Source organism: Streptosporangium sp. CA-115845, from assembly GCF_050943795.1.
In the GTDB taxonomy this organism is placed as follows: Bacteria; Actinomycetota; Actinomycetes; order Streptosporangiales; family Streptosporangiaceae; genus Streptosporangium.
Genome location: NZ_CP191988.1, coordinates 3,470,316 through 3,496,524, shown reverse-complemented (window position 1 = coordinate 3,496,524; position 26,209 = coordinate 3,470,316). Strand labels below are relative to the sequence as shown.

General features: G+C 68.9%; 22 protein-coding genes and 1 pseudogene. 6 read left to right on the top strand and 17 right to left on the bottom strand.

What is annotated here, in order from left to right; all coding sequences use genetic code 11:
- From ACQP0P_RS18050 to ACQP0P_RS18030, 5 genes are all read right to left on the bottom strand, one after another.
- Nucleotides 1–711: an ABC transporter ATP-binding protein gene (locus ACQP0P_RS18050; RefSeq protein ID WP_433378055.1), complete on the bottom strand. Its 711-nt coding sequence runs from the start codon at nt 709–711 to the stop codon at nt 1–3.
- Nucleotides 708–1,472 carry an ABC transporter ATP-binding protein gene (locus ACQP0P_RS18045; protein ID WP_433378052.1) on the bottom strand — a complete coding sequence of 255 codons (765 nt, stop codon included), beginning with the start codon at nt 1,470–1,472 and terminating at the stop codon, nt 708–710. Before ACQP0P_RS18045 ends, ACQP0P_RS18050 begins: the two co-directional genes overlap by 4 nt.
- Nucleotides 1,473–1,916: 444 nt before the next feature.
- Nucleotides 1,917–3,131 carry an amidohydrolase family protein gene (locus ACQP0P_RS18040; protein WP_433378049.1) on the bottom strand — a complete coding sequence of 405 codons (1,215 nt, stop codon included), beginning with the start codon at nt 3,129–3,131 and terminating at the stop codon, nt 1,917–1,919.
- A gap of 108 nt (nt 3,132–3,239) precedes the next feature.
- The gene (locus ACQP0P_RS18035) at nt 3,240–5,423 is read right to left on the bottom strand and encodes an acyl-CoA dehydrogenase (protein WP_433378046.1); all 2,184 of its coding nucleotides are present in this window, start codon (nt 5,421–5,423) and stop codon (nt 3,240–3,242) included.
- Between the two features lie 12 nt (nt 5,424–5,435).
- Nucleotides 5,436–6,302, bottom strand: coding sequence for an amidohydrolase family protein (locus tag ACQP0P_RS18030; RefSeq protein ID WP_350927141.1), 867 nt, complete (start codon nt 6,300–6,302; stop codon nt 5,436–5,438).
- A 182-nt stretch (nt 6,303–6,484) separates the two neighbouring features.
- On the opposite strand from ACQP0P_RS18030, the gene ACQP0P_RS18025 reads away from it, so the two are divergent.
- Nucleotides 6,485–7,672, top strand: coding sequence for an amidohydrolase family protein (locus ACQP0P_RS18025; RefSeq protein ID WP_433378043.1), 1,188 nt, complete (start codon nt 6,485–6,487; stop codon nt 7,670–7,672).
- A gap of 105 nt (nt 7,673–7,777) precedes the next feature.
- Entirely contained in the window at nt 7,778–8,584 is an 807-nt protein-coding gene (locus ACQP0P_RS18020; RefSeq protein WP_433378040.1) for a VOC family protein, read from the top strand.
- 150 nt (nt 8,585–8,734) lie between these two features.
- Here the strand turns inward: ACQP0P_RS18020 and ACQP0P_RS18015 are convergent, their stop codons facing one another.
- Together ACQP0P_RS18015 and ACQP0P_RS18010 are read right to left on the bottom strand one after the other, a co-directional pair.
- The gene (locus ACQP0P_RS18015; protein WP_433378037.1) at nt 8,735–10,906 is read right to left on the bottom strand and encodes an acetate--CoA ligase family protein; all 2,172 of its coding nucleotides are present in this window, start codon (nt 10,904–10,906) and stop codon (nt 8,735–8,737) included.
- Between the two features lie 474 nt (nt 10,907–11,380).
- The gene (locus ACQP0P_RS18010) at nt 11,381–12,037 is read right to left on the bottom strand and encodes a GntR family transcriptional regulator (protein ID WP_433378034.1); all 657 of its coding nucleotides are present in this window, start codon (nt 12,035–12,037) and stop codon (nt 11,381–11,383) included.
- Between the two features lie 574 nt (nt 12,038–12,611).
- Here ACQP0P_RS18010 and ACQP0P_RS18005 point away from each other — a divergent pair.
- Both ACQP0P_RS18005 and ACQP0P_RS18000 read left to right on the top strand, forming a co-directional pair.
- The gene (locus tag ACQP0P_RS18005) at nt 12,612–14,249 is read left to right on the top strand and encodes a flavin-containing monooxygenase (protein WP_433378031.1); all 1,638 of its coding nucleotides are present in this window, start codon (nt 12,612–12,614) and stop codon (nt 14,247–14,249) included.
- Between the two features lie 132 nt (nt 14,250–14,381).
- A complete protein-coding gene (locus tag ACQP0P_RS18000; protein ID WP_433378028.1) occupies nt 14,382–15,332 on the top strand; it encodes an alpha/beta hydrolase in 951 nt (316 codons plus the stop codon).
- 242 nt (nt 15,333–15,574) lie between these two features.
- Here ACQP0P_RS18000 and ACQP0P_RS17995 read toward each other — a convergent pair whose 3' ends face one another.
- Nucleotides 15,575–16,825 (bottom strand): extracellular catalytic domain type 1 short-chain-length polyhydroxyalkanoate depolymerase, encoded by a 1,251-nt coding sequence (locus tag ACQP0P_RS17995; protein ID WP_433378025.1) that lies wholly within the window; start codon nt 16,823–16,825, stop codon nt 15,575–15,577.
- A gap of 666 nt (nt 16,826–17,491) precedes the next feature.
- On the opposite strand from ACQP0P_RS17995, the gene ACQP0P_RS17990 reads away from it, so the two are divergent.
- Nucleotides 17,492–18,346 carry a shikimate dehydrogenase gene (locus ACQP0P_RS17990; RefSeq protein WP_433378022.1) on the top strand — a complete coding sequence of 285 codons (855 nt, stop codon included), beginning with the start codon at nt 17,492–17,494 and terminating at the stop codon, nt 18,344–18,346.
- Nucleotides 18,347–18,441: 95 nt separating this feature from the next.
- On the opposite strand, the gene ACQP0P_RS17985 is transcribed toward ACQP0P_RS17990, so the two are convergent.
- The 4 genes and pseudogenes from ACQP0P_RS17985 to ACQP0P_RS17970 form a co-directional block, all read right to left on the bottom strand.
- The gene (locus ACQP0P_RS17985) at nt 18,442–19,182 is read right to left on the bottom strand and encodes a 4'-phosphopantetheinyl transferase family protein (protein ID WP_433378019.1); all 741 of its coding nucleotides are present in this window, start codon (nt 19,180–19,182) and stop codon (nt 18,442–18,444) included.
- Nucleotides 19,179–19,592 (bottom strand): hypothetical protein, encoded by a 414-nt coding sequence (locus tag ACQP0P_RS17980; RefSeq protein ID WP_433378016.1) that lies wholly within the window; start codon nt 19,590–19,592, stop codon nt 19,179–19,181. The genes ACQP0P_RS17985 and ACQP0P_RS17980 overlap by 4 nt, the downstream gene beginning before the upstream one ends.
- A 40-nt stretch (nt 19,593–19,632) precedes the next feature.
- On the bottom strand, nt 19,633–21,303 hold the full coding sequence (locus ACQP0P_RS17975; protein ID WP_433381942.1) for a type I polyketide synthase: 1,671 nt from the start codon (nt 21,301–21,303) through the stop codon (nt 19,633–19,635).
- 166 nt (nt 21,304–21,469) lie between these two features.
- Nucleotides 21,470–23,143, bottom strand: a pseudogene (locus ACQP0P_RS17970) (acyltransferase domain-containing protein); the annotation flags it as partial.
- On the opposite strand from ACQP0P_RS17970, the gene ACQP0P_RS17965 reads away from it, so the two are divergent.
- Entirely contained in the window at nt 23,118–23,732 is a 615-nt protein-coding gene (locus tag ACQP0P_RS17965; RefSeq protein WP_433378013.1) for a GDP-mannose 4,6-dehydratase, read from the top strand. The pseudogene ACQP0P_RS17970 and the gene ACQP0P_RS17965 sit on opposite strands and share 26 nt — an antisense overlap.
- Nucleotides 23,733–23,793: 61 nt before the next feature.
- Here ACQP0P_RS17965 and ACQP0P_RS17960 read toward each other — a convergent pair whose 3' ends face one another.
- The 5 genes from ACQP0P_RS17960 to ACQP0P_RS17940 all read right to left on the bottom strand — a co-directional run bounded on the left by ACQP0P_RS17960 (nt 23,794) and on the right by ACQP0P_RS17940 (nt 26,141).
- On the bottom strand, nt 23,794–23,979 hold the full coding sequence (locus tag ACQP0P_RS17960; protein WP_433378011.1) for a thioesterase II family protein: 186 nt from the start codon (nt 23,977–23,979) through the stop codon (nt 23,794–23,796).
- Between the two features lie 190 nt (nt 23,980–24,169).
- On the bottom strand, nt 24,170–24,331 hold the full coding sequence (locus ACQP0P_RS17955; protein WP_350930096.1) for a hypothetical protein: 162 nt from the start codon (nt 24,329–24,331) through the stop codon (nt 24,170–24,172).
- A 145-nt stretch (nt 24,332–24,476) separates the two neighbouring features.
- On the bottom strand, nt 24,477–24,821 hold the full coding sequence (locus ACQP0P_RS17950) for a hypothetical protein (RefSeq protein WP_433378008.1): 345 nt from the start codon (nt 24,819–24,821) through the stop codon (nt 24,477–24,479).
- Nucleotides 24,822–24,898: 77 nt separating this feature from the next.
- The gene (locus ACQP0P_RS17945; RefSeq protein WP_433378005.1) at nt 24,899–25,774 is read right to left on the bottom strand and encodes an IS5 family transposase; all 876 of its coding nucleotides are present in this window, start codon (nt 25,772–25,774) and stop codon (nt 24,899–24,901) included.
- Between the two features lie 34 nt (nt 25,775–25,808).
- On the bottom strand, nt 25,809–26,141 hold the full coding sequence (locus ACQP0P_RS17940) for a PfkB family carbohydrate kinase (protein ID WP_433381939.1): 333 nt from the start codon (nt 26,139–26,141) through the stop codon (nt 25,809–25,811).
- Nucleotides 26,142–26,209 lie beyond the last annotated feature (68 nt).

The following is a 26,209-nucleotide window of genomic DNA, read 5'->3' as shown; positions in this document are numbered from 1 at the left end:
TCAAACTCCCAGGTAGGCCCGGCGGATGGAGTCGTCGCCGCGCAGTTCCTCGGCGGTGCCGGTCGAGACGATCCGGCCGTGCTCCAGCACGTACGCGCGATCGGCGATCGACAGCGCGAGTTCGGCGTTCTGCTCGACGAGGAGCATCGCGGTGCCGGTCTGCCTGTTCATCTCGGCCAGGCTCCGGAACAGCTCCGCGACCAGCATCGGCGCCAGTCCCATCGAGGGCTCGTCCAGCAGCAGCAGCTTCGGTGCGCCCATCAGGGCCCGCGCCACCGCGAGCATCTGCTGCTCGCCTCCGCTCATGCTGCCCGCGAGCTGGCCGCGTCGCTCCGCCAGCTGGGGGAAGACCTCGAACCAGCGCTCCATCGCGCCGGGCACCTCCCGCGCCGGCCGGTGGTAGGCGCCGAGCCGCAGGTTCTCCTCGACGGTGAGGTCCACGAAGGTGCCACGTCCCTCGGGCACGTGTCCGATGCCGAGCCGGGCCCGCCGGTCGGCGCGGAGCCCGCCCACCTGCCGGTCGGCGAGTTCGATCGTCCCCTCTGCCGGGATCTCGCCGCTGAGCGCGCGCAGCGTGGTGGTCTTGCCCGCGCCGTTCGCCCCCAGGATGACGACGATCTCGCCGGGTTCCACATGGAAGGTCAGGTCCCGCAGCACGATGAGCGATCCGTAGCCCGCGGTGAGGCCGGTGACGGCCAGTGCGGCGGTCATGCGGCGGCTCCCAGGTAGGCGGCGACCACGGCCGGGTCCGTCGACACCTCGCCGGGCGGCCCCTGGGCGATGACCCGTCCGAGGTTGAGCACGATCACCTTCTCCGAGATGGTCATGACCAGGCCCATATGGTGTTCGACCAGGAGCACCGTGAGTCCGTGCGTCTCCCGGAGCGAGCGGATCGTCGTGCCCAGTTCCTCGACCTCGCCGTGGGTCAGGCCCGCGGCGGGCTCGTCCAGCAGCAGCAGGCGCGGGCCGCTCATGACGGCGCGGGCGATCTCGATGCGCTTCAGCGTGCCGAAGGGAAGCCCCGCCGCCGGCTGGTCCGCGAGATGGGCGAGCCGGAGCTCGGTGAGCACCTCAAGGGCGCGTCCTCGCGCCTCCCGCTCCCGGCGCCTCTCCCCCGGCCAGCGCAGGGCGCACGCCAGGACGTTGGAGCGGTGCGCGGTATGGCCGCCGAGCAGCACGTTCTCCAGCACGCTCAGGCGCGGGAACAGGGCGAGGTTCTGGAAGGTCCGTCCGATCCCGCGGGAGGCGAGCGCGTGGGAGGGCAGTGTGAGGATGTTCTCGCCGGCGAACTCGATGTTGCCGTCATTCGGCCGGTACAGGCCGCTGACGCAATTGAACACGCTGCTCTTCCCGGCACCGTTGGGGCCGACAAGGGCGACGAGGGCGCCTTCCTCCACGGCGAAGGACACGCCGTCCAGGGCGCGTACACCGCCGAACCTCAAGGTCAGGTCCTGTACGTCAAGGAGGCTCACGAACGGCCTCCGCTGCTTGGGGGGGTGGGGGGACTGTAGGCGATCATGGAACCGCCCCTTCCTGGGTGACACTTGTCGAATCGGGCACGTGTCGGGACATCTGAGTCGACGGGGACAACGTCTGAGGGGTGAGACTCACCAGGTGCCCTCGCCGGTCCGGCGGTCGGGTTGCGTCCGATCCTGAAACAGGATTCTTGTTTCGTCAAGGTTTCCAGGACTCGACACGATGAAGTCTCGCAGCCTGGCCGCTTGACAAGAAGTGTCATGTTTAGCCAGTTCAGGAGCCTGTATCTCATCGATGACGACTACGAATCGAAGTCGGGGTACGGCCGTTGGACAAGGCTTTGAGATTATGAATGAAAACCTCGTTTCAAAAGGCGTGCCGAGACATGGCGAGGTCGCGCGATGGCCACGGCCATCGCGCGATCTCGGCTTCGGGGCGGGTCAGGCCGCTGTCACGTTGCGGATCAGGGCCTCGTTGGGGTTGTCGGGCAACTCGGTGAGCGGCCGGGCGACCTCGGAGATCCTGGGACCGAGGCGCGACGCCGGCCCCGCGAGAGCGTCCAGATCGAAGCCGTAGACGTCGGCCGCGTTCTCCGCGAGGATCTTCCGCAGGTCCGCCTCCGGCCAGTCGTGGAAGAGCTGGCGCAGGGACATGGTCGTGTACGGGTAGGTGCCCTCGTCGTGGGGGTAGTCGCTGCCCCACATGAACTTGTCGATGCCGAGGACGCGGGCCGCGGCGGCGTCGGCACGCTGGGGGAAGCTCACGCCCAGCCAGACGTTCTGCCGGAAGTACTCGGTGGCCGATCTCGGCAGGATGTGCTCCGGCTTGAACCTCAGCTCACCGACCGCGCCACTGTCGCGAATCGCCGCCAGGGTGGTGTCCAGCTGCTCCAGCAGGGGCGGCAGCCACGAGCAGCCCTGCTCGGTCAGCACGACCTTGAGCCTCGGGAAGCGCTCGAAGACGCCGGAGAGCAGCATGAACAGCAGGGGCCGCCGCGAGTAGTGGGTGATCTCGGAGAGCATGATGAGGGCGGACGACGGCAGCGGCGCGTACGCCGGCGAGCCGGTGCCGCCGTGCACGTTCACCGGAACCTCGAGTTCCTCGCACACCGCCCATAGCCGGTCGTAGTCGGGATGGTTCAGCGGCTTGATCCAGTCGACGTCCGGCGGGATCGTGGGCAGCAGCACGCCTCCGCGCAACCCGTGCTCCTTGATCCAGCGGACGTCGGCGATGGCGTCGTCGATGTCATTGAGGAAGATCTGGCCGATGCCCGCCCGTCGTTCCGGCGCCCGCCGGCAGAACGCCTCCAGCCAGCGGTTGTGGGCACGGATTCCGGCGAGGCGGTGCTGGTACTCGTCCGGCTTGGGCGGCCGGGCGAACAGCACGAAGCTGGGAAAGAACGGGGGCACCGTGTTGGGGAAGATGACCTCCCCGACGACGCCGTCCGCGTCCTGCTGTGAGTTGCGCATCTCGTCGTCCCAGTTGCGGTACCGGCGCGTGTCGCCGAGATCGCTGAACGGGTTCTTGTACCGGCCCCGCCAGGCGTCGAAGTCGTCGTGGTACTTCTGCTCCAGGAACTCCCGGTACATCGCGTGACTTCCCCCGGCATGGGTGTCCGACGATATGACGGTATAGCGCGATTCCTGCTCTGCCATGGTGTCTCCCTGAACTCTGATTTGATCACTGTGAACCGATGCGTGGTTCAGGCTCCGGGGCCGGCCGCCGTACCGGGACGCCATCGGAGGCGCCGTCACCGGAGATGTTCATCGAACCTGTTCGCGTGGGAGGCGCAGGACCTGCTCCGCGATCACGTTCAGCTGGATCTCACTGGTTCCCCCGCCGATCAGCAACGGCGGCACCGAGAGCAGGGCCTGGGCGGCGTCGCCGGCCTCGCCGGTGAGGACTCCGGCCCTCGAACCCAGCCAGCTCAGCTCCTTGCCGCGGATCTCGGCGGCGTTCCAGGCCGACACGACCTTCAGCACGCTCGACTCGGCGCCCGGTTGCAGGCCGGAGAGCTGCCGCACGAACGCGCGCTGGCCGAGCGCCTCGAAGGAGTTGACCTTCGCGGTCAGCACCCCGATGTCACGGACCACCGCCGGCCCGTCGACGCCCAGTGCCTCGGCGGTGCGGGCGGGATTCTCCCGGGGCCCGGACATCCCGCTCCCCATGCTCACCCGCTCGTTGCCCAGCGTGGTGCGGGCCAGCCGCCATCCCTCGCCGGGCTTGCCGACCAGGCACTCGTCGGGGACGAAGACGTCGTCGAAGAAGACCTCGTTGAAGAGGTAGCCGCCGTTGGCCTCGCGCAGCGGCCGGACCTCCACCCCGGCGGAGCGCATGTCCACCAGGAAGTAGCTCAGGCCCTTGTGCTTGGGTGCCTCGGCGTCGCTCCTGGCCAGGCAGATACCCCAGTCGGCCTCGTGCGCGCTCGACGTCCAGACCTTCTGGCCGTTGAGCACCCATCCCCCGTCGGCCTTCTCCGCCCGGGTCTTCAGCGAGGCGAGGTCGGAGCCGGCACCCGGCTCGCTGAACAGCTGGCACCAGACGATGTCGCCGAGGAGCGTGGGCATGACGAAGCGTTCGCGCTGCCGCTCGGTCCCGTGCGCGATAACGGTGGGCAGGGCCCACTCGCCGATGACCGTCGACGGCTGGGTCAGGCCGGCGCGCTCGTACTCCTGGGAGATCACGACCTGCGAGATCGGGTCCGCCGCCAGCCCGTAGGGCCTGGGGTAGTGCGGGGAGACCAGGCCGGCCTCGGCCAGCAGGCGACGCCGCTCGGCCTGCGGGGCCGAGACGATCTCACCGAGCGTCTCCGCGACCCGGGCGCGCAGTCCCGCCGGCTCGTCGGTGAGGTCGACGGCCCTGGTCCGCTCGGTGACGCGGGCGAGCCGCCCGGCGCTCTCCTCCCACTCGTGCGCGGGACCCAGCAGGGTCGCCAGGCTCATCGCGCGGCGCCAGTACAGATGGGCGTCGTGCTCCCAGGTGTAGCCGATGCCCCCGAACAGGGTGACCGTCTCCAGGCCCAGCTCCGCGATACCGCCGAGACAGGTGACCGCGGCCGAGGCGGCGGCGAACGCGAACTGCTCCCTGTCCTGGTCGACGGCCGAGGCCGCGTCCCAGGCCGCCGCCGACATGAGCCGGCTCTGGATGAACATCCTCGCGCACTTGTGCTTGATGGCCTGGAAGGAACCGACCGGCCGGCCGAACTGCTCGCGCACCTGGACGTAGCCGAGCCCGTTCTCCTGACACCAGCGCGCGATGCCCGCGGCCTCCGCGGAGAACAGCACGGCCGCGAGCGAGCGCAGTTCGGTGCTGTCGACGGAGAGCACCCGGTCGAAGGGCACGAGCAGGCCCTCGGCCGTGACGGAGCCGATGTCACGGGAGAGATCCACTCCCGGCTGCCGGGAGACCTTGACCGTGTCCCGCTCCGCCGGCTCCAGCAGGAACCAGACGGTGCCCTCGGGAGCCTCGGCGCCGAGCACCAGGTGCTCGGCGCTGAGCGCGCCCAGGACGGGCTCGGTCGTGCCGGTCACCTGCCAGCCGTCCCGCCTGCGCACCGCGACAAGGCCCTTCGGCGTGGTGGCACACGCGCCGGTGGAACCGCCCGCGAAGCGCGGCAGCGCCCGGGAGCACAGGTCGCCGCCACCGTGCCGCGCGACGACCAGGCTGGTCAGCAGGGTGGGGAGCAGCGGACCTGGCATCAGCCCCCGCCCGGTCTCCTCCAGCACGACGGCGAGCTCGACGAGCCCGGCGTCGTCGCCGCCGTACTCGGCGGGCAGGTGCATGGCGAGGATGCCCTGCTCCACCAGATGGCTCCAGACCGACGGCCACACCCCGGCGGCCAGGTCCTCGAACTCGGCCCGGGTCGACTCGGAACTCACGTGGCGGGCGGTGAACCCGGCGATGGACTCGGCGAGCGCCTGCTGGTCCTCGGTCAGTGCGATCGACATCGTCTCGTCACCTCACCTGTCCAGCTTGAGGATGCGCCGGGTGTTGCCGGAGAGGAACTTCGGCCACACCTCGTCCTTGAAGGGCACGCCCGGCATGTCGGTGAAGATCCGCTCCAGGGAGAGCCCCATGGGGAAGTAGCCGGCGTAGAGGATCTTGTCGGCGCCCCTGGTGTTGGCGTACCTGATGATGGCCTCGGGGTAGTGCTTGGGAGCGAAGGCGGAGGTGGAGTAGTACAGGTTCGGCCACTTGAGCATCAGTTTCACCGCGAGCTGCTCCCAGGGCTCACAGCCGTGGCGGGTCACCATGACCAGGTCGGGGAAGTCGTACATGACGGTGTCGATCCGCGACACCTCCTGCGGGGCGAACTTCAGTCTCGGCCCGGGGATACCGGCGCACACGAAGATGGGGATGTCGAGTTCCACGCAGGTCGCGTAGACCGGGTACATCTTCGGATCGTCGATCGCGACCTGCGGGAACGTTCCCGCGGGGAACGACCCCACGGCGCGGATCCCGTACTCCTCGTAGTCTCGCCTGATGGCGGCCACGCTGCCCATCACGTCGTTGGGGTCGTCGACGTTGCCCGAGGGGATGAAACGGTCGGGGTAGCGCTTCAAAGCCGCCCGCGACACCTCGTCCGACACCCCGATCATGCCCTGGACGATGCCGAAGCGGTCCATCTCCCGCAGGGTGAGGCCGATCGGGTCGTCCGCGGGGAGGTCCTTGGGGACCTGCTTGAACATGTACTCCGCGGGGAACTGCATCTCCTCCAGCGACCCTCGGTCCCTGGTCTGCCTGCGGATGAAGTCGTACTGCGAGAAGTCCTTCTGCGGGAATCCGATCATCGTGTCGATGACGGGCACTCCGGACGGCATGGCCATCGTGAGCTCCTTTCAGTCCTGGCTCGGTACTCTGAAACAGGATTTCAGTTTCGTCAAGAGATAGGCGTCACTTCACCTACTAGCAGCAGACATAGCTGATGCTTGCCACAACTGAAATCCCGTTCTACATTGCATGCGGCGGCTCAAGAAGGCCGCGCGTGACAACCGGGAGGTACGAACCCGTGGCTGACCTGCCCTTCAGGTACTTCGACTGCGACAACCACTACTACGAGGCGCTCGACGCCTTCACCCGCCATCTGGAACCCCGGTTCGCCAAGCGAGCGATGCAGTGGGCCACGATCAACGGCAGGACCCGGCTCCTGGTCGGGGGCCGGGTGAACAAGTTCATCCCCAACCCGACCTTCGACCCGGTGGCCAAGCCGGGTGCCATGGACGAGTACTTCCGCGGCCGCAACCCCAAGTCTGCGGGGACACTCGAACTCTTCGGCGAGCTGGAGCCCATCCGGCCCGAGTACCGCGACCGTGACGCGCGCCTCGCGCTCATGGACGAGCAGGGCATGCAGGGTGCGATCTTCCTGCCGACCCTCGGCGTCGGCATGGAACAGGCGCTCCTGCACGACGTGCCCGCGCTCACCGCGGCCTTCCGCGCCTTCAACCGCTGGCTCGCCGAGGACTGGGGATTCGCCCACCGGGAGCGCATCTTCGCCGCGCCGTACATCACGCTGGCCGACCCCGACAACGCGGTCAGGGAGCTGGAGTGGGCACTTGAGCGGGACGCCCGCTTCGTCGTCATGGTGGGCGGGCCCGTCATGACCCCCTGCGGCGGCAGGTCACCCGCCGACCCGATGTTCGACGGCTTCTGGGCGCGGGCGAACGAGGCCGGCATCACCGTGCTCTACCACGGCGGCGACTCCTACTACAGCAAGTACCTGGCCGACTGGGGCGAGAGCGAGTTCACCGAGGCGTTCCGCGCCAGCCCCTTCCGCGGCCTGGCCTCGGCGAACTCCCTTCAGGACACCATCGCGAGCATGCTCGCCAACCGGCTGTTCGAGCGCTTCCCCCGGCTGCGGATCGCCTCGATCGAAGTGGGCTCCGACTGGGTCTTCCACCTGTTCGACAAGCTCAAGAAGTCCTTCGGCCAGACCCCGTACCTGTATCCCGAGGACCCGCGCGAGACGTTCAGGCGGCACATCTGGGTGGCCCCCTTCTACGAGGACGAACTGGGCGCGCTGCGCGACCTCATCGGCGTCGACAAGATCTTGATGGGATCGGACTATCCGCACGTCGAAGGCCTGGCCGACCCCGGCTCCTACATCAAGGACCTGGAGAACTTCCAGTACACGGTCGAGCAGAGCAGACGAGTGATGCGGGACAACGGTCTCGAACTCGCCACGCGGCTGCCGGCCTGACCCGGACCGAGCCGGATCCAGCCGGACCGTGGTCCGCGGGCCCGGACGGCACGCCGTCCGGGCCCGCGGCCGTTTCCAGAGATTCCCGCACGGGAGAGGACGCACATGTCAGACGTCGTCATCTTCGACCACCTCGCCATCGGGGTCGAGTCATGGGAGGACGCCTACCCTCGTTTCGCCGTTCGACTGGGCGGCGCATGGTCACACGGAGGTGACACGGGCGAGTTCGCGCCCTACCAGCTGATCTACGCCCATGACATGAGACTGGAGTTCATCGCCCCCGGCGCCAGGCCAGGCGGCTTCATGCGGCGGTTCATCGACAGGAACGGCCCCAGCCCGCACCATCTCACCTTCCAGGTCCCCTCCCTGGTCGACGCCCTGGATCGGTTACGGGCGATCGGGATCGACACCCTGGGCGGCAGGAATGAGACCTACTGGAAAGAGGCGTTCCTCCATCCGAAACAGGCGGGCATGGGGACCCTGATACAGCTTGCCGAGTCGGACAAGGACCTGGTGGGCGGGTTCACCTCCCCCGCTCCCGAGGGCTTCCCCGAGTCCGTCGGAAAACCGCTCGGCATCTCCTGGGTCGGCCTGACCGTGGCGTCGCTCGACACCGCCGGGACACTGTTCGCAGACCAGTTGAGCGGCCACGTCCGCCACCGGGGCCGGGGCTGGTTCCTCATCAGCTGGGGTACCGGCCATAACCTGCTCGTCCGCGAGCGTGCGGAGACACCGGGTGGCGCGGGCCTGTGGCTCGCCCACGGACTGGGAGTCGACCACGTCATGTTCGGCTCCCCCGAGCTCACCCCCGGCGACCTGGAGGACGGGAGCACGCAGGCCGTGCGGATGCCGTACGAGCCGTCGACCGGCGTCGCGGTCCTGCAGGCATGGCAGGACGTCGACCGGCAGTGATCCGAGTAAGGCGTGAAACGACCCCCCTGCCAGAGCAGGGGGGTCGTTTCATCGGTCGGACGCCGAGGGGCGACGTCGGGTGGGGCGGTGCCGCCGCCTTCGGCGGCACCGCCCCGCTGACTCGTGAGCTGCGTCCGGTCTGCCGGAACCTCAGCCCTCGTCCCAGACGACCATCGCGTCCAGGACCTCGACGCCCTCGCCGGAGACCCGCAGCGGATTGACCTCCATCTCCGTGATCCGGTCGCCGAGCGCCAGCGCGACGTCGGCGAGCCGGCAGATGGCGTCGGCCAGCTTCTCCAGGTCCACCACCGCTCCGCCACGAGCCCCCGTGAGCAGGGGATAGCTCTTCAACTCCGCGAGCATGGCCCTGACCTCGTCACGATCGACGGGCAGCAGCCTGATCGCGGTGTCCTTGAGAACCTCCACCCAGACGCCGCCGAGGCCGACGACGAGCGTGAGGCCCCATACGGAGTCACGGACGAAGCCCACCAGCAGGTCGACGCCGTCGGGGCGCATCGGGCTGAGGACCGCGCCCTCGATGTCGGCGTCCGGCACGTGCGACCGCACCGTGTCCATCATCCGCTCGAACGCCTCGCGCACCTCACCCGGCGAGCTCAGGCCGAGGACGACCCCGCCGACATCCGTCTTGTGCGCGATATCGGCGGACGAGACCTTCATCACCAGGGGAAGCGGCATCGCCTCGGCCGCGCGCTCGGCCTCCTCGGCGCTCCGCACCAGGCGCTGGGGAACGACGGGCACCCCTGCGCCGGCCAGTAGTTCGACGACCTGGCGCTCGGACCAGCGACCGCCGGCGCCGCCCTCGATCTCCACGGCCGGCGAGGAGCCGGCCCGCGGCTGCGCGATCTCCCTGCGCTTCTCGGACCACCACATCGCCTTGGCAAGGGCGGGGATGCCCCGGGCGAAGGACTCCAGCACGTATGAACTGCCCGACGAGCGGCGGAACTCACGCGCGAACAGGGTGCGCTCGGTGGGCAGGAACTCCATGGGGATGACGGGAACCGGGCTCGTGTCCGCCAGCTCCTTGCGCCACTCGACGCTCCCGGCCATGAACGCGGCCGCCTCGGGGGTGGCCGGGGCCGACCCGTTGATCACCAGGACGTCGATGCCCGGGTCCTTCGAGACGACCTTCTCGCACAGCGGCAGCAGGTCGGGCTTGATCACGACGTACCCGGTGGTGTCGAGCGGGTTCTGCGCCGTCGCGAAGTCCGGCAACCCGCTCTCCCGCAGCGCCGTCACCGTGGAGTCGGCGAGGTCGGGCAGCTGCACGCCGTTCACCTCGGCGACATCGCCGATCACCCCGCACATCGCTCCGGACCCCGTCACGAAGGCGGCCCTGCGCCCGGGGATCTCCCCATACTCGGCGAGCAGCCCGGACGTGGCCACCAGGTCCTCGATGGAGTCGACACGGATGACCCCGAGCTGCCGGAAGGCCGCGTCGAACACCCTGTCGTCACCGGCGAGCGCTCCGGTGTGCGCAGCCGTCACCTTGGCGCCCACCTCACCGCGCCCCGCCTTGTACGCGACGATGGGCACGCCGGCTTCCAGCGCCCGGCGGGCGGCGTCGACGAACGCCTCGGGGTGGCGTACCGATTCCAGGTACAACGCGATGACCTTCGTGGACTCCTGCGCCAGCAGGTAGTCGATGCCCTCGGCGATCGTGATCATCGCCTCGTTGCCCAGCGTGACCAGATGGCTGATGCCCACATCCCGGCTCTGCAGGTAGTTGAGCAGGAAGATACCAAGCGCGCCGCTCTGCGAGAGGACCCCGACACCACCGGTCTCCATCGGCCACGGCAGCATCTGACTCCACGGCATCGTCGCGGCGGCCGCGTTGATGAAGCCGAGATTGTTCGGTCCCAGGATGCGCAGGCCGAGTTCGTTCGCGCGGGCGGCCAGAGCGCGCTCGCGTTCGGCCCCCTCCTCGCCCATCTCCCCGAAACCTGCGGCGATGACGACGAGATTGACGATCCCCTTCGCCGCCGCGCCCTCCATGATGCCCGGCAGCGAGTCGGGACCGGTCAGCACATAGGCCAGATCGACATGACCGTCGATCTCCTCAAGGGACCTGACGGTCGGCTGACCATGGACCTGATCACCCTTGTGATTGACGAGATGGATGGGGTGGGGGTATCCCGCCTGCACGAGGTTGGCATAGGTGTAACGGGACCAGCCCGAACGATCACTCGCCCCGACGATCGCGATCCCGCGCGGCGCGAACATCGAATCGAGTGGATGCCCCCCAGAGGCGTCGTTGTCCAAGCGCGATGACGAACTGCCCTCGGTGCCGGTGATGAGGCTCATTCTCCACTCCCTGTCGCATGCGGGCGGTAGCCCGGACGATCAGTACCTGGGGCACGCCGGCCGCGGTGACCACGCCCGGGGGGCGGCCGGCACAGCAGGCGAGACTCCGTGGAGCTATAGTGAAATTAGATTCTACTACTGTCAATACCCGAGGCATTCGAGAAAACTCGGATCAAGTTGCTACCTGCAAAGGTGATGCATCCTCACCCGACACCTCGCACTCCACCCTTAAATAGAGTCAGAATCTAACTAGCCGGCATGTCAGCCTTCCTGACGGACGCGCTCGGTGTCGCCGGTGTCCACGCTGACATCCGTCACCGCCGGCGGGAGATCTCTCCGGTCACGCCCGGCACCCGGCCGGCCTGGCAGCGCCGATTCGTCGCGGTGACGTGGGACCACGGCGCGCGACGCCCCCGACCGCACCCTGATCACGAGCGAGGCCCACGCCCGACAGGTCCTTGCCGCCTACCTGCGTCAGTGATCCTCGTCGAACAGCAGGGTCTCCACCCGCTGCCGATAGTCGCGGTAGATCTGCCGGTACCGCTCGACGGCCCCGGCGCGGTCGCCCTGTTCGAGCAGTTCCAAGGTCTGCCGGTAGCCGTCCAGCCACACGCGCCACACGTCGCTCTCGGCGGTGAGGGCCAGCACCCGCAGGGTACGGGTGACCACCAGGTCGACATGGGTCTGCAGTTCCCGGTTGCCGCTCGCCATGATGACCACCGTGCTGAAGTCCGCCCCCGCCGCGGCGGCGGCCGTCACGTTGCCCTGCCGCAGCCCCTCGGCGAACTCGCCGAGCTTGACGCGCAGGGTGGCGATGTGCTCATCGGTGACGTTCTCCATGCCCCACTCGAAACCGGCACAGGCCAGCACCATCATCACGTCGATCAACTCGAGCGCGCTCTTCTGGGTCACCCGGGTGACCTGCCGCGTCCGGTTGGGCGAGATGTCGATCAGACCTTCGGCGGCGAGCTGGGTGACCGCCTCCCGCACCGGGGTGATGCTCACGCCCAGCCGAGCCGCGATCTCCGCGTCCTTGATCAACGCACCGGGTTTCAGCAGACCGGTGATGATCTCCTCCCGCAGCCTGCGCAGGACCGCCTCTTTCCGCGTCAGCGGTACCGCAAAGGACATGGGAACGCTCTCGGTCAGGAGGAAGCCGACGCCGCCATCCTACGATCCCACCCGGAGACTGATCGAGCGGATGTTAGATACGCCCCGAGCCATGGATTTGCGGCAGGACATAACCCCTTCAAACCGTTGACTCTTCGCAGAATGCATTTTACATTGATGTAACTTCCAGATAGCAGATACGTGATGTCTCCCTGATCGCGACGGGGCGGCGACCGCACTCCTGAGCCAGATGGTGCCCCGTGGCGGAGAGCCGCCACCCGCACGAGTTCCTCACCACAGTCAGCCTCCTGCCGGATAGCGACGCCGGCACGGACCACGTCATCTCAGCGCCCGACGGCCACCTGGCCGGGAAGCCCTGAGACCGCCGCCCCTCACTCCGTCACGGACACCCCCGTCCACCGTGACGCTTCGGGCACAGGCCATTCCCCACCACCACAGCCGGCCGAGCATGCGACGACGGACGTCGTCGCCCTCCCCCGCCGCAGGGCGATGACGCACGCCCTGCGGGCCGAACGGCGTCGTGATGAGGTCGCGACGCACACCGCCTCACCACCCCCGCACCTCAGGAGGACGAATGTCCGCACCCAGCCACGGCGCGCAGTCCGACTCACGCACCCTGCCCTCCTCCGTCGACGTCGTCGTCGTCGGCGCCGGCTTCTCGGGCATGTACCTGCTGCACGAACTCCGCGAGATGAACCTGTCCGCGGTCGTGTTCGAGGCCGGCACCGACGTCGGCGGCACCTGGTACTGGAACCGCTATCCCGGCGCCCGGGTGGACGTGGAGAGCCTGGCGTACTCCTATTCGTTCTCCTCAGACCTCGAGCAGGAGTACGAGTGGCAGGAGCGCTACCCGACCCAGCCTGAGATCCTCCGGTACGCGCAGCACGTCGCCGACCGGTTCGACCTGCGCCGGGACATCTTCTTCGGAACGCGCGTGCGGGCGGCCGACTACCAGGAACGGAGCGGGACCTGGCTGGTGCGCACCGAGCGGGGGGACGCCGTCACCGCCCGATTCCTCGTCATGGCCACCGGCTGCCTGTCGTCCTCGAAGCTGCCGGAGATCCCCGGCCTCGGCAGCTTCGAGGGCGCCACCTACCACACCGCGCACTGGCCGCACGAGAGCGTGGACTTCACCGGCATGCGAGTCGGGATCATCGGCACCGGGTCCTCCGGCGTGCAGTCGATCCCCGTCATCGCCGAGCAGGCCGCCGACCTCACCGTCTTCCAGCGCACCCCGGCCTACAGCCTCCCGGCCCGTAACCGCGGGCTGCGCCCGGACGAGATCGCCGACATGAAGGCGAACTACCGGGCCTTCCGCCAGGCCCAGAAGGAGTCCGGATTCGGGGTCCCCACACCGGTCACCACGACGTCCGCCCTCGAGGTCTCCGACGAGGAGCGCGACGCCGTCTTCGAGGGGGCCTGGGAGAGCGGCAGCCTGGTCAACCTGCTGACCTCGTACGCCGATCTCAGCATCGACCAGGAGGCCAACGACACGGCGAAGCGGTTCATCCACCGCAAGATCCACCAACTCGTCGAGGACCCGCGGACCGCCGCGGACCTCTGCCCCGAGTACCCCGTCGGGACCAAGCGCCCCTGCCTGGACACCGGCTACTACGAGACGTACAACCGCGAGAACGTACACCTGGTCAACCTGCGACGCACGCCTCTCGTGGAGATCGCCAAAAAGGGCGTCCGCACCTCTGACGGGGAGTACGCGTTCGACGCGATCGTCTACGCGACCGGGTTCGACGCGATGACCGGGGCGCTGACGAACGTCGACATTCGCGGCCGGGGCGGAGCCTCACTCAAGGAGGCATGGAGCGCCGGCCCCCGCACCTACCTCGGGATCAGCTCCGCGGGCTTCCCGAACATGTTCATGATCACCGGACCGGGCAGCCCGTCGGTGCTCTCGAACATGGTCGTCTCGATCGAGCAGCACGTCGACTGGGTGGTCGACGCGATCGAGCACCTCGACCAGCGAGGCCTGCGGACGATCGAGCCCACTCCGGAGGCCCAGGACGCCTGGGTGGACCACGTCAACCTCATCGCCGGCTTCACCCTCTACCCCAAGGCGAACTCCTGGTACATGGGAGCCAACGTGCCGGGCAAGCCCCGGGTCTTCATGCCCTATGCCGGTGGGGTCGGGGAGTACCGCAAGAAGTGTGACGAGGTCGCCGCCCAGGGCTACGACGGCTTCGTCCTCTCCGGCTGACCGAAACCCCCGAGTGTCCCTGAGGCGGGGTGGTCACCCCCTGATCGGGAAAACAGGTGAACAGGCACCGCCCCCGCCACCGATCCCCAACCACTCCACCGTTCACCGGCTTCGTGTCCCCATGGAGGGCCCATGTCCCGTCGTGACCTGATCGACCCCGAATCCCGCGTTCCCCTGGACGGGCTGCTCGGGATGTTGCCCGGCGGCTTCAACGCCATCCCCGACATCGTCCAGCGCCGAGCCACCGTCGAGGGCATGATGGGCGCCCTTGAGGTGCCCGAGAACCCCAACGTCACCAAGGAGGACCTGACCGTCCCCGGTCCCGACGGGGAGCCCGACATCACCGTACGGATCTACCGGCCGGTCAACGCGTCCGGCACGCTGCCCGGCATCTACTACATCCACGGTGGCGGCATGATCCTCGGCGACATCGCGGGGGAGGACGCCAACGCGACGATGATCTGCGACCAGGTCGGCGCCGTCGTGGTCTCCGTCGAGTACCGCCTCGCCCCCGAGCATCCCCATCCCGCCCCGGTCGAGGACTGCTACGCGGGCCTGGTGTGGATGGCGAAGAACGCCGGTGAGCTGGGTGTCGCCCCGGAACGCCTGGCGATCTACGGCGCCAGCGCGGGTGGCGGGCTGACCATCGGCACGGCGCTCCTGGCGCGGGACCGCGGCGGCCCGGCGCTCTCGTTCATGATGCCGATCTACCCGATGCTCGACGACCGCAACGAGACTCCGTCGAGCCATGAGATCACCGACATCGGGATCTGGGACCGCGCCGGCAACATCGAGGCCTGGGCCTGGTACCTCGGCGGCAAGGAGGCCGACCGGTACGCGGCCCCGGCACGCGCCGAGGACCTGACCGGCCTCCCCCCGGCCTTCATCGACGTCGGCACCGTCGACCTGTTCCGGGACGAGGACATCGCGTTCGCGCAGCGGCTCATGCAGGCCGGCGTCCCGACCGAGCTCCGTGTCAACCCGGGCAGCTACCACGCCTCGGAGACCTTCGCCTCCGAGGCGGCCCTCTCCAAGCGAATCTGGGCCGGCCGGATCGACGCCCTCCGGCGCGCCCTCACCTGAACCGACACCCCCGGCGCCGTGGGCGGCACGAGATTCCGCCCACGCACCGGGGCATGGCGACGGGCGAAGCCGGTGTGCCGACCTCAGCCGACGTGGCAGGCCGTCGAACCATGCGATGAGCCGAGTGCCGGATGCGGGGGACCGCGACAACTGATCCGGTCCGCTCACTGGGCCTCGCCGATGACGATGCCCGGTGAGCGAGCAGTGTGCCGATCAGCCCGACGGCCGCGGTCCGCCGGATATCAGGCGGTGCAGTTCGTGCCGTTGAGGGTGAACGATGCCGGTACACCGGTGTTGCCGGTGTGGCCGGCCTGGAAGCCGAACGAGGTCGAACCACCCGCCGGGATGGCCGCGTTGTAGCTCATGTTCCTCGCGGTCACGGCGCCGCTCGCGGGCGTGATCGTGGCGTTCCACGCCGAGGTGACGGTCTGGCCCGAAGGAAGCGTGAAGGCCAGGGTCCAGCCGTTGATCGCGGAGGTGCCGGTGTTGGTGACGGTCACCGAGGCCGTGAGGCCGGTGTTCCACGCGTTGGTGGTGTAGGCGACCCGGCAGGGCGCGGTTCCGGGGGTGGGAGTCGGCGTGGGAGTCGGCGTGGGGGTCGTGCCGTCCAGGCCGAAGAACGAGATGACCATCGCGGCCTGGCCGCCCAGCGGCAGGTTGTGCCCCACCCCCTGGAGGCTGATGGCCTCGACGGCGGAGCCGTACCGGGTGCGGGTCCAGGTCGGCTGGGGCTTGTCGGTGGAGGTGGGGGTCTGGGAGAGGCCGTGGACGTTGGTCCACTGTTTGATCTCCTCGGTGAAGTTCGGGTAGCGCAGCGTCGTGTCCTCGGTGCCGTGCCAGACCTGCATCCTCGGGCGCGCCCCCGAGTAGCCCGGATAGGCGCCGCGGACCAGGTCTCCCCACTGTTGCGGCGTCTTCGTCACCTGCCCGTTGGCGCAGGCACTGTTCCACGTCGAGCCGTCGGTCGTGGCGAAGCAGCCGAACGGCACGCCCATGAACGCCGCCCCGGCCTTGAACACGTCGGGGTAGTCACCCAGCAGGACGTTGGTCATCATGCCCCCGGAGGAGGCACCGGTGACGAACACCCGGCCGGTGTCGGCGTTGTAGCGGGACGTCACGTAGTTGACCATCGACACGATGCCGACGGGGTCGCTGTTGCCGTTGCGGGTGAGGGCTCCGGGTGAGTAGACGTCGAAACAGGAGCCGCTGCGGGTGGCCGACGGGTAGATGACGATGAAGCCGTACCGATCGGCCAGCGACGCGAACTCGGTGCCGGAGTGGAACGCCGGCCCCGACCCGGTGCAGTAGTGCACGGCCACCAGGATCGCGGGACGCGCGGTGACGTTGTTCGGGACGTACAGGTGCATGCGGAGGTTGGTCGGGTTCGTACCGAAGCCTGTCACCTCGACGAGCGAGGCGGCCCCGGCGGGCGGCGCCGTCATCAGGCCGACGGCGACGAGCAACGCCGCCACGATGCCCAGGAGTCGTTTCATCTGCTCTCCTCTTCTCGAAACGTTCTGAGCATCACAGAAATATTTCAGTCACCAAAGGCTGGAAAACTCACATCGAGCTGACCTGGAAGTGCGCAATCAAGGAAATGAAAGTTTCGGAAGACTCTCCATCGGGTTGGCTGCCAGAACGCCGCAGGGGCACCCCCTCTCGGGAGCCCCTGCCAACGGTCCGAACGACAGAGCGCGCCGGAGCAGCCGCCACCCGGTCGGCCCGGCCCGACCGCCCCGACCAAACGCCCTTACGGCTCTTGACAGGTGACCCGGGTCACCCTGACCATACGTAACCGCCGCATTAATTAACCATCTGGTTCGTAACCCGGTCGTCATCTCGGCGGGCACCTTCCAGCGGCTGACCAGCGAACGCAGAATCCCGCGGCCGACGAGGCGACCCACCCCCCAAAAAAACGCCGATCGCCTCGTTGCTCGCATCGGGGCATTCGCGAAGGAGCACGACGTGACCGCCCCCCGTCCCCCGCCGCGGGAACGCCCGTACGGATCGGTGCCGATCAAGGCCGTACCCGAGAGCACACCGGCGGCGTCGCGGTCAACACCGCCGGTCACGGCCACACGTCGACGGCGTCGCGCGACGCCCTGGCGGCCACGTCCTCGACTCGCCCGTCTGTCCCGGCCAGTGGAGAGAACACCAGGATGACCTCACACCTGATCGGGCTGATCGGCTCAGGCGTCGGCCCCTCCCTCAGCCCCGCCCTGCACGAGCGGGAGGCCGACCACCACGGCCTCCGCTACCTCTACCGGATCATCGACATCACCCCGCTGGGACTGGACGCCGCCGCGGCCGGTGACCTGGTACGGACGGCCCGGCGACTCGGCTACACCGGGCTCAACATCACCCACCCGTGCAAGCAGACGGTCATCGAGCACCTCGACGGACTGTCACCGGACGCCGCGACGCTCGGCGCCGTCAACACCGTGACCTTCGACGGGGAGCGTGCCATCGGGCACAACACCGACTGGACCGGATTCGCCCGGTCGTTCACCCGGGGCCTGCCGGACGCGGTCACCCGCCGGATCGTGCAGCTCGGCGCGGGCGGCGCGGGGGCGGCGGTCGGACACGCGCTGCTGACGCTCGGCGCCGAGCAGATCGTCCTCGCCGACGCGCTACCGGCGCGGGCGGAGTCGCTGGCCACCGAGCTGGAGCGCCGTTTCGGCAGTGGACGTGCCCGCGCCGCACCCCTCGGCGAGCTGGCCGGGCTGCTCGGCGGCGCGGACGGTCTGGTCAACGCGACACCTACCGGGATGGCCGCTTACCCCGGAACGCCGGTACCCGCCGAGCTGCTCCACCCCGACCTGTGGGTCGCCGACGTGGTCTACCGCCCGCTGGAGACAGAGCTGCTGCGCCGGGCGCGCCGGCTCGGCTGCCGCACTCTCGACGGCGGGGGCATGGTGGTCTTCCAGGCCGCGCACTCCTTGCGCCTCTTCACCGGCGTCGAGCCCGACGCCGAACGGATGCTCGCCCATCTGACCGACCTCGTCGCCGTCTGACCTCCGGGAGAACGACATGCGCAAGTCCGTCGCCACCGTGTCCGTGAGCGGCTCGCCGGTCAGAGGCGGATTTGACCTTGCTCGGCGTCACTGAGCTAGAGAGGATCCCGGTCGTCCGAAGCGTCCACCACGTCCGAGGTTCCCGTGGTGTCCCACGCGTCCGGGGGGGTGGCCACGACCGCGATGGCCGTGATCACCAGACCCCCGCGTACCAGCCAGCGGCCGGAGAACTCCCGCAACTCGCTGCCGTCGCGCAGTCTCGGCCCCTCGACCAGCAGCCGGGCCAGGAAACCGCCCCCGACCGGATCGAAGGTGATCGACGCCTCGGTGAAGTCGAGGCGTGGTTCCCGCCGCGGGGCCAGCGGGAACCACGCCTTGTAAACGGACTCCTTGGCGCTGAACAGCAGTCGGTCCCACCTCGCCGACGGATCGTGCCGCAGGAAATCCGTCACCCAGCGCGACTCGTCGTCGACCGCGATGGTCTCCAGGATGCCGGGGGGCAGCGGCTTGTTCGGCTCGGCGTCGATCCCCAGGGTCGTGATGTCATCGGACCAGGCGACGGCGGCGGCACGGTATCCGGCGCAGTGGGTGATGCTGCCGACGACACCGGGGGGCCAGACCGGCGCGCCCTTCGCGCCCGGCACCACGGGTACCAGCGGGTGACCCAGGCGCCTCAGGGCGTCGCGGGCGCACCAGCGCGCCGTGGTGAACTCGCGGCGACGCTTCTCCACCGCCCCGCTGATCACCGCCTCCTCGGCGAGGAACAGGGCGCATGGCCGCGAGTCGTCGAACGCCTCCGACGACATGATCTCGCCGGGCAGCAGGTCCTCGATCATGACGTGAGTTCGGGGGCCAGAATGATCGACCGCGCCGGACGGGGGGTCCCACCCCGTCGGCGCCACTCCCGCGGGTGTCCCCACGAAACCGCCTCGAAGCGAACTCCGTCGTGCCACGTCGTGCGTGGTATGTGCGGGTGGCCGTACCCGACCACGGCCGCCCGGTGCTTGAGGTGCCAGTCGGCGGTCCGCTGGGTGCCGCACCACTGGGCGAACTCCGGACAGCGCAGGACGCGGGTGGGCTCACGTACCGGTGGATGGTGACTGACGGGGACGACCGGGTGGTCGACATCACCCGCGACGATCAGCCGGTCCTCCTCCGAGCGGGGCCGGGACCCTTCGACGAAGCGTCGACTCTCGGCGTAGGCGACATGCAGGTCGCCTACCGCGAGCAGATTTCGCGCCTTCATGATGTGGTCAGCCCCCGCATGATCCGGAATGGTGATGAATTCACGACAAGCCGAGCTCGTTGTCGAGGATCTCGAACATCTCGCTGTCCGTGGCCGAATCGAGGTCGAACTCCATGTCGCCGGAATCGTGCGACAGCGCCGCCCATTTGGTCTTCAGAATGTCCAGCCGCGCCGCGACCTGCTTGTGCACATCGATGTCGACGGTCATCTCGCCGAAGGCCTTCTCCAGTTTCGCGAGCTCGGCCAGGAGCGCCGCGGACCCCGTCTGCTCGGTCAGGCCGAGCCGGTCGAGCAGGTGGTCCACCAGAGCGAGCGGCGTGGGGTGGTCGAACACCAGGGTGACCGGCAGGCGCAACCCGGTGGCGCCGTTCAACCGGTTGCGCAGCTCGACGGCGGTGAGCGAGTCGAAGCCCAGCTCCTTGAGGGCGCGGTCCGGTTCGACGGAGTCGGCTCGGGCATGCCCGAGCACACCCGCCACCTGGGCACGCACGAGATCCAGGAGCACCTCGGCACGCTCGGCGGCACCGAGAGCGGTCAGACTGCGCACCAGGGTGTCCGGTTTCTGTCGCCGCCCGCCCGTGGCCGTACGGCGCCTGGCGGACACCAGGCCCCGCAGCGCCGGCAGATCGAGCCGGACCGGCGCCAGCACCGGGCGGTCCACGGCGACGGCCGCGTCGAACAGCCAAAGCCCCTGCCTCACCGACAGCGGGCGAATACCCGCGCGCGACATCCGCCGCCGATCGGTGTCGTCAAGCCCGCCGGTCATGCCACCGGTCATCCCGGTGTCCTGCGCCCAGGGCCCCCAGGCCAGCGACATCGCGGGCAGCCCGGCGGCCCGCCGGTGGTGGGCCAGACCGTCGAGGAAGGCGTTGGCCGCGGCGTAGTTGCCCTGCCCCGCGCCGCCGGCCAGGCCGGCCACCGACGAGAAGATCACGAACGCGGCGAGATCCATGCCCTGGGTGAGCTCGTGCAGATACCAGGCGGCACCCGCCTTGGGCAACAGCACGGTGTCCAGCCGCTCAGGCCGCAGGGAGGGAATCGTCGCGTCGTCCAGCACCCCCGCCGCGTGAACGACCGCGGTCAGCGGATGCTCGGCGGGTACGGCGGCCAGCAGGCCGGCGAGCGCGTCCCGATCGGACACGTCGCACGTGGCGATGGTGACCTCGGCACCGTACGTGGCCAGCTCGGCCCGCAGCGCGGGGGCGCCCGGCGCCTCCGGCCCCCGGCGACCTGCCAGCAGCAGATGCCGTACCCCGTACTCGCTCACCAGATGCCGCGCCACCTCGACGCCGAGACCGCCCGTACCACCGGTGATCAGCACCGTGCCCTCGGGGTCCCATCGCCGTACGGTGTCCTCGCCCGGCGCCACCGGCGCCAGGCGCGCCGCTCTCAGCACCCCGTCACGCACCACGACCTGCGGCTCACCACAGGCCAACACCGCCGACAGCAGCGCTTTGGACGGCTCCCCCGGCACATCGAGATCGACGAGCACGAACCGGCCGGGATCCTCCGCCTGCGCGGCACGGACCAGGCCCCACACGGCGGCCCCCGGCAGGTCGATCACGCGGTCGTGGTCCGGGACGTGGTCTGGGACGTGGTCTGGGACGGTGACCGCGCCGCGCGTCACCACGATGAGGGGGGTGTCGCCGAACCGGTCTTCCGCGAGCCAGCGCTGCAGGAGGCCCAGAACCCGGGCGGTGGACTCGCGCATCGCGGCGACGACGTCCATGGAACCGATGGAGCCGGACGAGTCGAAAGACCCGAAGAGTCAGAGGCGCCGGCGGGGAAGTCCGCGGTGAGGAACGAGCCCGCGGCCACACGTGCGCGGCCGTGATCTCGCCGATCGAATGCCCGGACAGGAAATCCGGCGTGACGCCCCAGGACTCCACCAGCCGGAACAGCGCCACCTCCAGCGCGAACAGCGCCGGCTGGGTGTATCCGGTCTGGTTCAGCAGTTCGGTGTCGCCGAACATCACCTCGCGCAGCGGGTGGTCCAGCTCGGGATCCAGGTGGGCGAGCACGGCGTCGAAGGCGCCGGCGAACACCGGGAACCGCTCGTACAACCCACGGCCCATTCCGGCCCGTTGAGCACCCTGCCCGGTGAACAGCAGCGCGAGCCTGCCCGGCCGCGTGCCACGTCCGTGGACCACTCCGGGCGCCGAATGCCCGTCCACCACCGCCGCCAGGCTCGCCGGCAGCTCGTCCCGGTCACCGGCCAGCACCACCGCCCGATGCTCGAACGCCGAGCGGGTCGTCGCCAGCGAGAAGCCGATGTCCACCAGGGAGGCGTCCGGATCGTCCTGGGCCCGCGACAGCAGGCGTGCCGCCTGGGCCCGCAGCGCGTCACTCGTCTTCCCCGAGAGCAACAGGGGCACCGCACCCGGCACGACGCCTGGCACCGAACCGTGTGCCGGGCCGGTTCCCGCATCCGTGGTCGGCGGCACCTGCTCAAGGATCACGTGTGCGTTGGTCCCGCTGATGCCGAACGACGACACCCCGGCGATCACCACCGAAGCCGGACCGTTCACCGCCGCCACCGACACCTCACCCTCACACCCGGCCAGCAGCCCGACGACCTCCTCCTCCGACGCCGCCACCGCCACCATCGCCCCACCCGAAGGCAACGCCTGCATCAACCGCGCCCGACCCGCCACCAACACACACGCATCGGCCAACGACAGCACCCCCGCCACATGCGCAGCCGTGATCTCCCCGATCGAATGCCCCGCCAGCACACCCGGCCGCACCCCCCACGAAGACACCAACCGGAACAACGCCACCTCAAGCGCGAACAACGCCGGCTGCGCCCACCCCGTCCGATCCAGCAACCCCGCCTCAACCCCGGCCGACCCCGGCTCGGCGAACAGCACCTCCCGCAACGACCCCTCCAGCAGCGGATCCAGCTCCGCGATCACCGCATCCAACGCCGCCGCGAACACCGGGAACCGGTCATACAACTCCCGGCCCATCCCCACCCGCTGACTGCCCTGACCGGTGAACAACACCGCCAGCTCCGGATCCACCCCGGCCACCCCGCGCATCACACCGGCACCCGGCCGCTCCTCGGCCAGCGCACCCAACCCGGCCAGCACACCCTCACGATCAGCCGCGACCACCACCGCCCGATGCTCGAACACCGACCGCGTCGCCACCAGCGAGAACGCCACATCGCTCAGCACCAGAGCAGGATCGGTGCCCACATACGACACCAGCCGCCCGGCCTGCGCCCGCAACGCCTCCGCCGTACGACCCGACACCACCACCGAAACCACCGGCGGCTCCACGACGACATCCGCTACCGGCACCGTCTCGACACCCGGCATCCGGTCCTGCGCTTCGGCCGTGACCTGCTCGTCCTCTGGGCCCTGCTCGACGATCACATGCGCGTTGGTGCCACTGATCCCGAACGACGACACCGCGGCCCGGCGCGGACGGTCGGCCTCCGGCCACGATCGCGCCTCGGCCACCAGCTCGACCGCGCCCTCGCTCCAGTCCACATGCGAGGACGGCTCGTCCACATGCAACGTGCGCGGCACCACACCCTCGCGCATCGCCATCGACAAGGTTTACGGCTCGCAGCACGTCGGTGCCATAGGCGAGGATCTGGAACCCCACCCGGAGAGCCCATACGCGGCGTCGAAGGTCGGGGCGGAGCAACTCGTCGCGGCGTACGCCGCCACTGGAGCGATTGGCGCGGTCACGCTTCGGTGCTTCAACATCGCCGGAGCGGCCAATGGGCGCACCGACACCGACACCGCGCGTATCATCCCGAACGTATTCCGCGCGCTCACCGGCGAGTTGCCGTACATCACACTCAACGGCGACGGATCCGCGGTCCGCGACTTCGTCCACATCCTCGACGTGGTGACAGCGATGCGGCTGTCGCTCGCCGCCGTGAAGGTGGGCGAGCACCGCGTCTACAACATAGGGAGCGGCACCGCGTCCAGCATGGCGCAGGTCGTGGCGACAGCGGAAGCTGTGACCGGCCTTCCGGTACCGGTCCGAAAGGCGCCGCCCAAGCAGGAACCGCAGATCCTCACGGCCGACAACAGCCGCGCGGTGAAAGAACTCGGCTGGCTTCCCGAGCGATCGGGCCTTATCGAGATGATCGCCGACGCCTGGCGCACCTGGCACGCCTGAGGCTCGGGTTCAGGGTCAGCCCGTGCCTGCCATACGTCGTCGGCATGCCCGGTCTCCTGCACTACGCCCCGAGTTCCCGGGCGATCTCCTCGTTCACCGCCTGCTGATGCCGGGTGAGGAAGAAATGACCACCGGGAAACACCCTGATACGGAACCGCCCCGAGGTGTGCCGGCCCCAGGCCTCCGCCTCCTCGACCGTCGTCCTCGGATCGGCGTCCCCGGTCAGCACGGTGATCGAACCACCCATGCTCCGCCCATACGCCACGAACTCCGGTGATTTCCTGGTCTTTCGACATCTAGTGTCGCTACTGGCCGTGGGCGGCGAGAGGGATTTCCATGATCACAACCCGTGGACCGACACACGGTTTTCACGCGGACGGTCAGCGGATCGACGCGGTCAATGGTGTCGACATCGATGTGAACGACCCCTTGGGTGGTCAACGTACGTTGACCTTACGAATGGGGAAATCGTGGCTCTGGTGACCGAAGCAGAAGGGGACGACCCTTTGCGTGCGCTGCGTGCCGCCGCCGAGTTGCGCCGCCAGGTCGATCGGCTGGCCGCCGTCCAGGTGCGCCGGGTACGCGTACAGGGGAGTCATGGGTGCACATAGCGCAGGCCGTCGGGGTCGGAAAGCAGGCGGCGCACAAGCGCTTCGGCGGGGGGAGATTCTTCGCGGGCGGGTGGCACCGAGCGGCCTGAGCAAGCGGAACTCGTGGCGGCTGCTGTTCGACCTAGGGCCTGTTTCAGAAGTCGGTTGAGGGCTGGTTTTGGTTGAGAGCTCTGTGTGCCCGGGCGGTTGCAGCGCTCCAGCAGGTCACGTCGTTGGCGATGCGGCTGGGATCGGTCTCGACGTTGAGGTGGTGACGACTGCGGACGGCATCGCGGTATTCGACCTCGTAGGTGCCGTTATCGAGGCGGGAGACCGAGGCGAACCAGACCGGGTCGTCCTCGTCGGGCTCGACGATGACGAAGGTGTTGTCGGGCGCGGACAACTCAAGGATCATTTCGTGGAGAGCGTCCTCGGATGGCTCCACGATGAGTTCGCCGCCCTCGGTCTCGGCTTTCAGCCGGATGTCGTCGCTTCTCATCGCTTCGTCCCTTCTGTCGCCTCCTACGCCTGCCCTAACGGGTGGTTTTAGGATCCCAGCCTTGGGCGGGGTCTTGGTCACAGCCACTCACCGATCACGGCGATCTGGACGGTGGCCTCGAAGCGGACGGCGAGCTTGTCATAGCGGGTGGCCACCGCCCGGTGGCGCTTGAGCCGGTTGATGCCGCACTCCACCGCGTGCCGGGCCTTGTAGTCCTCGGTATCGAAGGCGGGCGGGCGGCCACCGGCCGAGCCGCGCTTTTTACGGTGAGCGATCTGGTCGGCGGGCTCGGGGATGGTGGCGCGGATCCCGCGGCGACGCAGGTAGGTGCGGTTGGCCCGAGAGGAGTAGGCCTTGTCACCGCGCACCCGCTCGGGTCGGCTGCGAGGTCGGCCCGGACCCAGCCGGGCCACCTTGATGGCGTCCAGTACCGCAGCGAACTGCGGGGAGTCTCCACGCTGACCGGCGGTCAGGAGGATGGACAAGGGCTTTTGCCGCTGCTCGCAGGCCAGGTGGATCTTCGTGGTGAGCCCGCCGCGAGAACGGCCGAGCGCGTGATCAGCCGGTTCCGGCCTGCTGATACCGCCCGGCGGTTGCCTTTGCGCGTTGCCATCGCGGCGGGCGCCGGCCGCGTGCTGATGCGCACGGCAGACGGTGGAGTCCACGTTGACCTGCCAGCAGATCAGCCCGGCGGCATCAGCCCTGGCTTGCAGCCTGGCCAGGATCTGCATCCAGACTCCTTCGCGCTGCCAGCGGCGAAACAGGCCGTAGACGGTCTGCCAGGGCCCGTAGACGGCGGGCATGTCCCGCCATGGGGCACCGGTCCGCACCCGCCATCTGATCCCGTTGATGAGCTGGCGTCTCGGCCATACAACCGGGCGACCACGCTTGGCCGTGTCCGGGAGAAGCGGCTCAAGTACCTGCCACTGTTCATCGGTCAGATCCCCACGCACGCAGCGATCATCTCGACAAGAAGTAACACAAAGATCAACTTATGAAACAGGCCCTAGTCCGCCCGCACAAGCGCGTGCTGCTGCTGGGTGGCGTGCTCACGGCCGCCGACAACGCCGTCCCCGGCTCGTTGACCTTCGTCACCGTGCCATCGGGCTCGGCCAGCGCGACATTGGAACGCGTGGCCCCGGCCACCGGCACGGTGACCATCTCGATGCCCTCGGCTGAGAGCAGGCTCACCAACCGCCGCCCCTCATCCCCGCCGAAAGACACCACCGCACACGAACGCACCCGGTTGGCCAGCAACGCCCGCGAGACATTGACCCCCTTACCACCGGGATCCAGATGAGTGGCCGCGGCACGGATCACCGCCCCACGCCGCAACGAGGAGACCTCGATCGTGCGATCCAAACTGGGATTAAGAGTCAAAGTCACGA

Excerpts from the sequence above, each read along its gene's own strand:
- ACQP0P_RS18050 (WP_433378055.1), bottom strand. The coding sequence starts at position 711 with ATGACCGCCGCACTGGCCGTCACCGGCCTCACCGCGGGCTACGGATCG.
- ACQP0P_RS18040 (WP_433378049.1), bottom strand. The coding sequence starts at position 3,131 with ATGGCAGAGCAGGAATCGCGCTATACCGTCATATCGTCGGACACCCAT.
- ACQP0P_RS18035 (WP_433378046.1), bottom strand. The coding sequence starts at position 5,423 with ATGTCGATCGCACTGACCGAGGACCAGCAGGCGCTCGCCGAGTCCATC.
- ACQP0P_RS18030 (WP_350927141.1), bottom strand. The coding sequence starts at position 6,302 with ATGGCCATGCCGTCCGGAGTGCCCGTCATCGACACGATGATCGGATTC.
- ACQP0P_RS18020 (WP_433378040.1), top strand. The coding sequence starts at position 7,778 with ATGTCAGACGTCGTCATCTTCGACCACCTCGCCATCGGGGTCGAGTCA.
- ACQP0P_RS18015 (WP_433378037.1), bottom strand. The coding sequence starts at position 10,906 with ATGAGCCTCATCACCGGCACCGAGGGCAGTTCGTCATCGCGCTTGGAC.
- ACQP0P_RS18010 (WP_433378034.1), bottom strand. The coding sequence starts at position 12,037 with ATGTCCTTTGCGGTACCGCTGACGCGGAAAGAGGCGGTCCTGCGCAGG.
- ACQP0P_RS18005 (WP_433378031.1), top strand. The coding sequence starts at position 12,612 with ATGTCCGCACCCAGCCACGGCGCGCAGTCCGACTCACGCACCCTGCCC.
- ACQP0P_RS18000 (WP_433378028.1), top strand. The coding sequence starts at position 14,382 with ATGTCCCGTCGTGACCTGATCGACCCCGAATCCCGCGTTCCCCTGGAC.
- ACQP0P_RS17995 (WP_433378025.1), bottom strand. The coding sequence starts at position 16,825 with ATGAAACGACTCCTGGGCATCGTGGCGGCGTTGCTCGTCGCCGTCGGC.
- ACQP0P_RS17990 (WP_433378022.1), top strand. The coding sequence starts at position 17,492 with ATGACCTCACACCTGATCGGGCTGATCGGCTCAGGCGTCGGCCCCTCC.
- ACQP0P_RS17985 (WP_433378019.1), bottom strand. The coding sequence starts at position 19,182 with ATGATCGAGGACCTGCTGCCCGGCGAGATCATGTCGTCGGAGGCGTTC.
- ACQP0P_RS17980 (WP_433378016.1), bottom strand. The coding sequence starts at position 19,592 with ATGAAGGCGCGAAATCTGCTCGCGGTAGGCGACCTGCATGTCGCCTAC.
- ACQP0P_RS17975 (WP_433381942.1), bottom strand. The coding sequence starts at position 21,303 with ATGCGCGAGTCCACCGCCCGGGTTCTGGGCCTCCTGCAGCGCTGGCTC.
- ACQP0P_RS17960 (WP_433378011.1), bottom strand. The coding sequence starts at position 23,979 with ATGGGTGGTTCGATCACCGTGCTGACCGGGGACGCCGATCCGAGGACG.
- ACQP0P_RS17955 (WP_350930096.1), bottom strand. The coding sequence starts at position 24,331 with ATGACTCCCCTGTACGCGTACCCGGCGCACCTGGACGGCGGCCAGCCG.
- ACQP0P_RS17950 (WP_433378008.1), bottom strand. The coding sequence starts at position 24,821 with ATGAGAAGCGACGACATCCGGCTGAAAGCCGAGACCGAGGGCGGCGAA.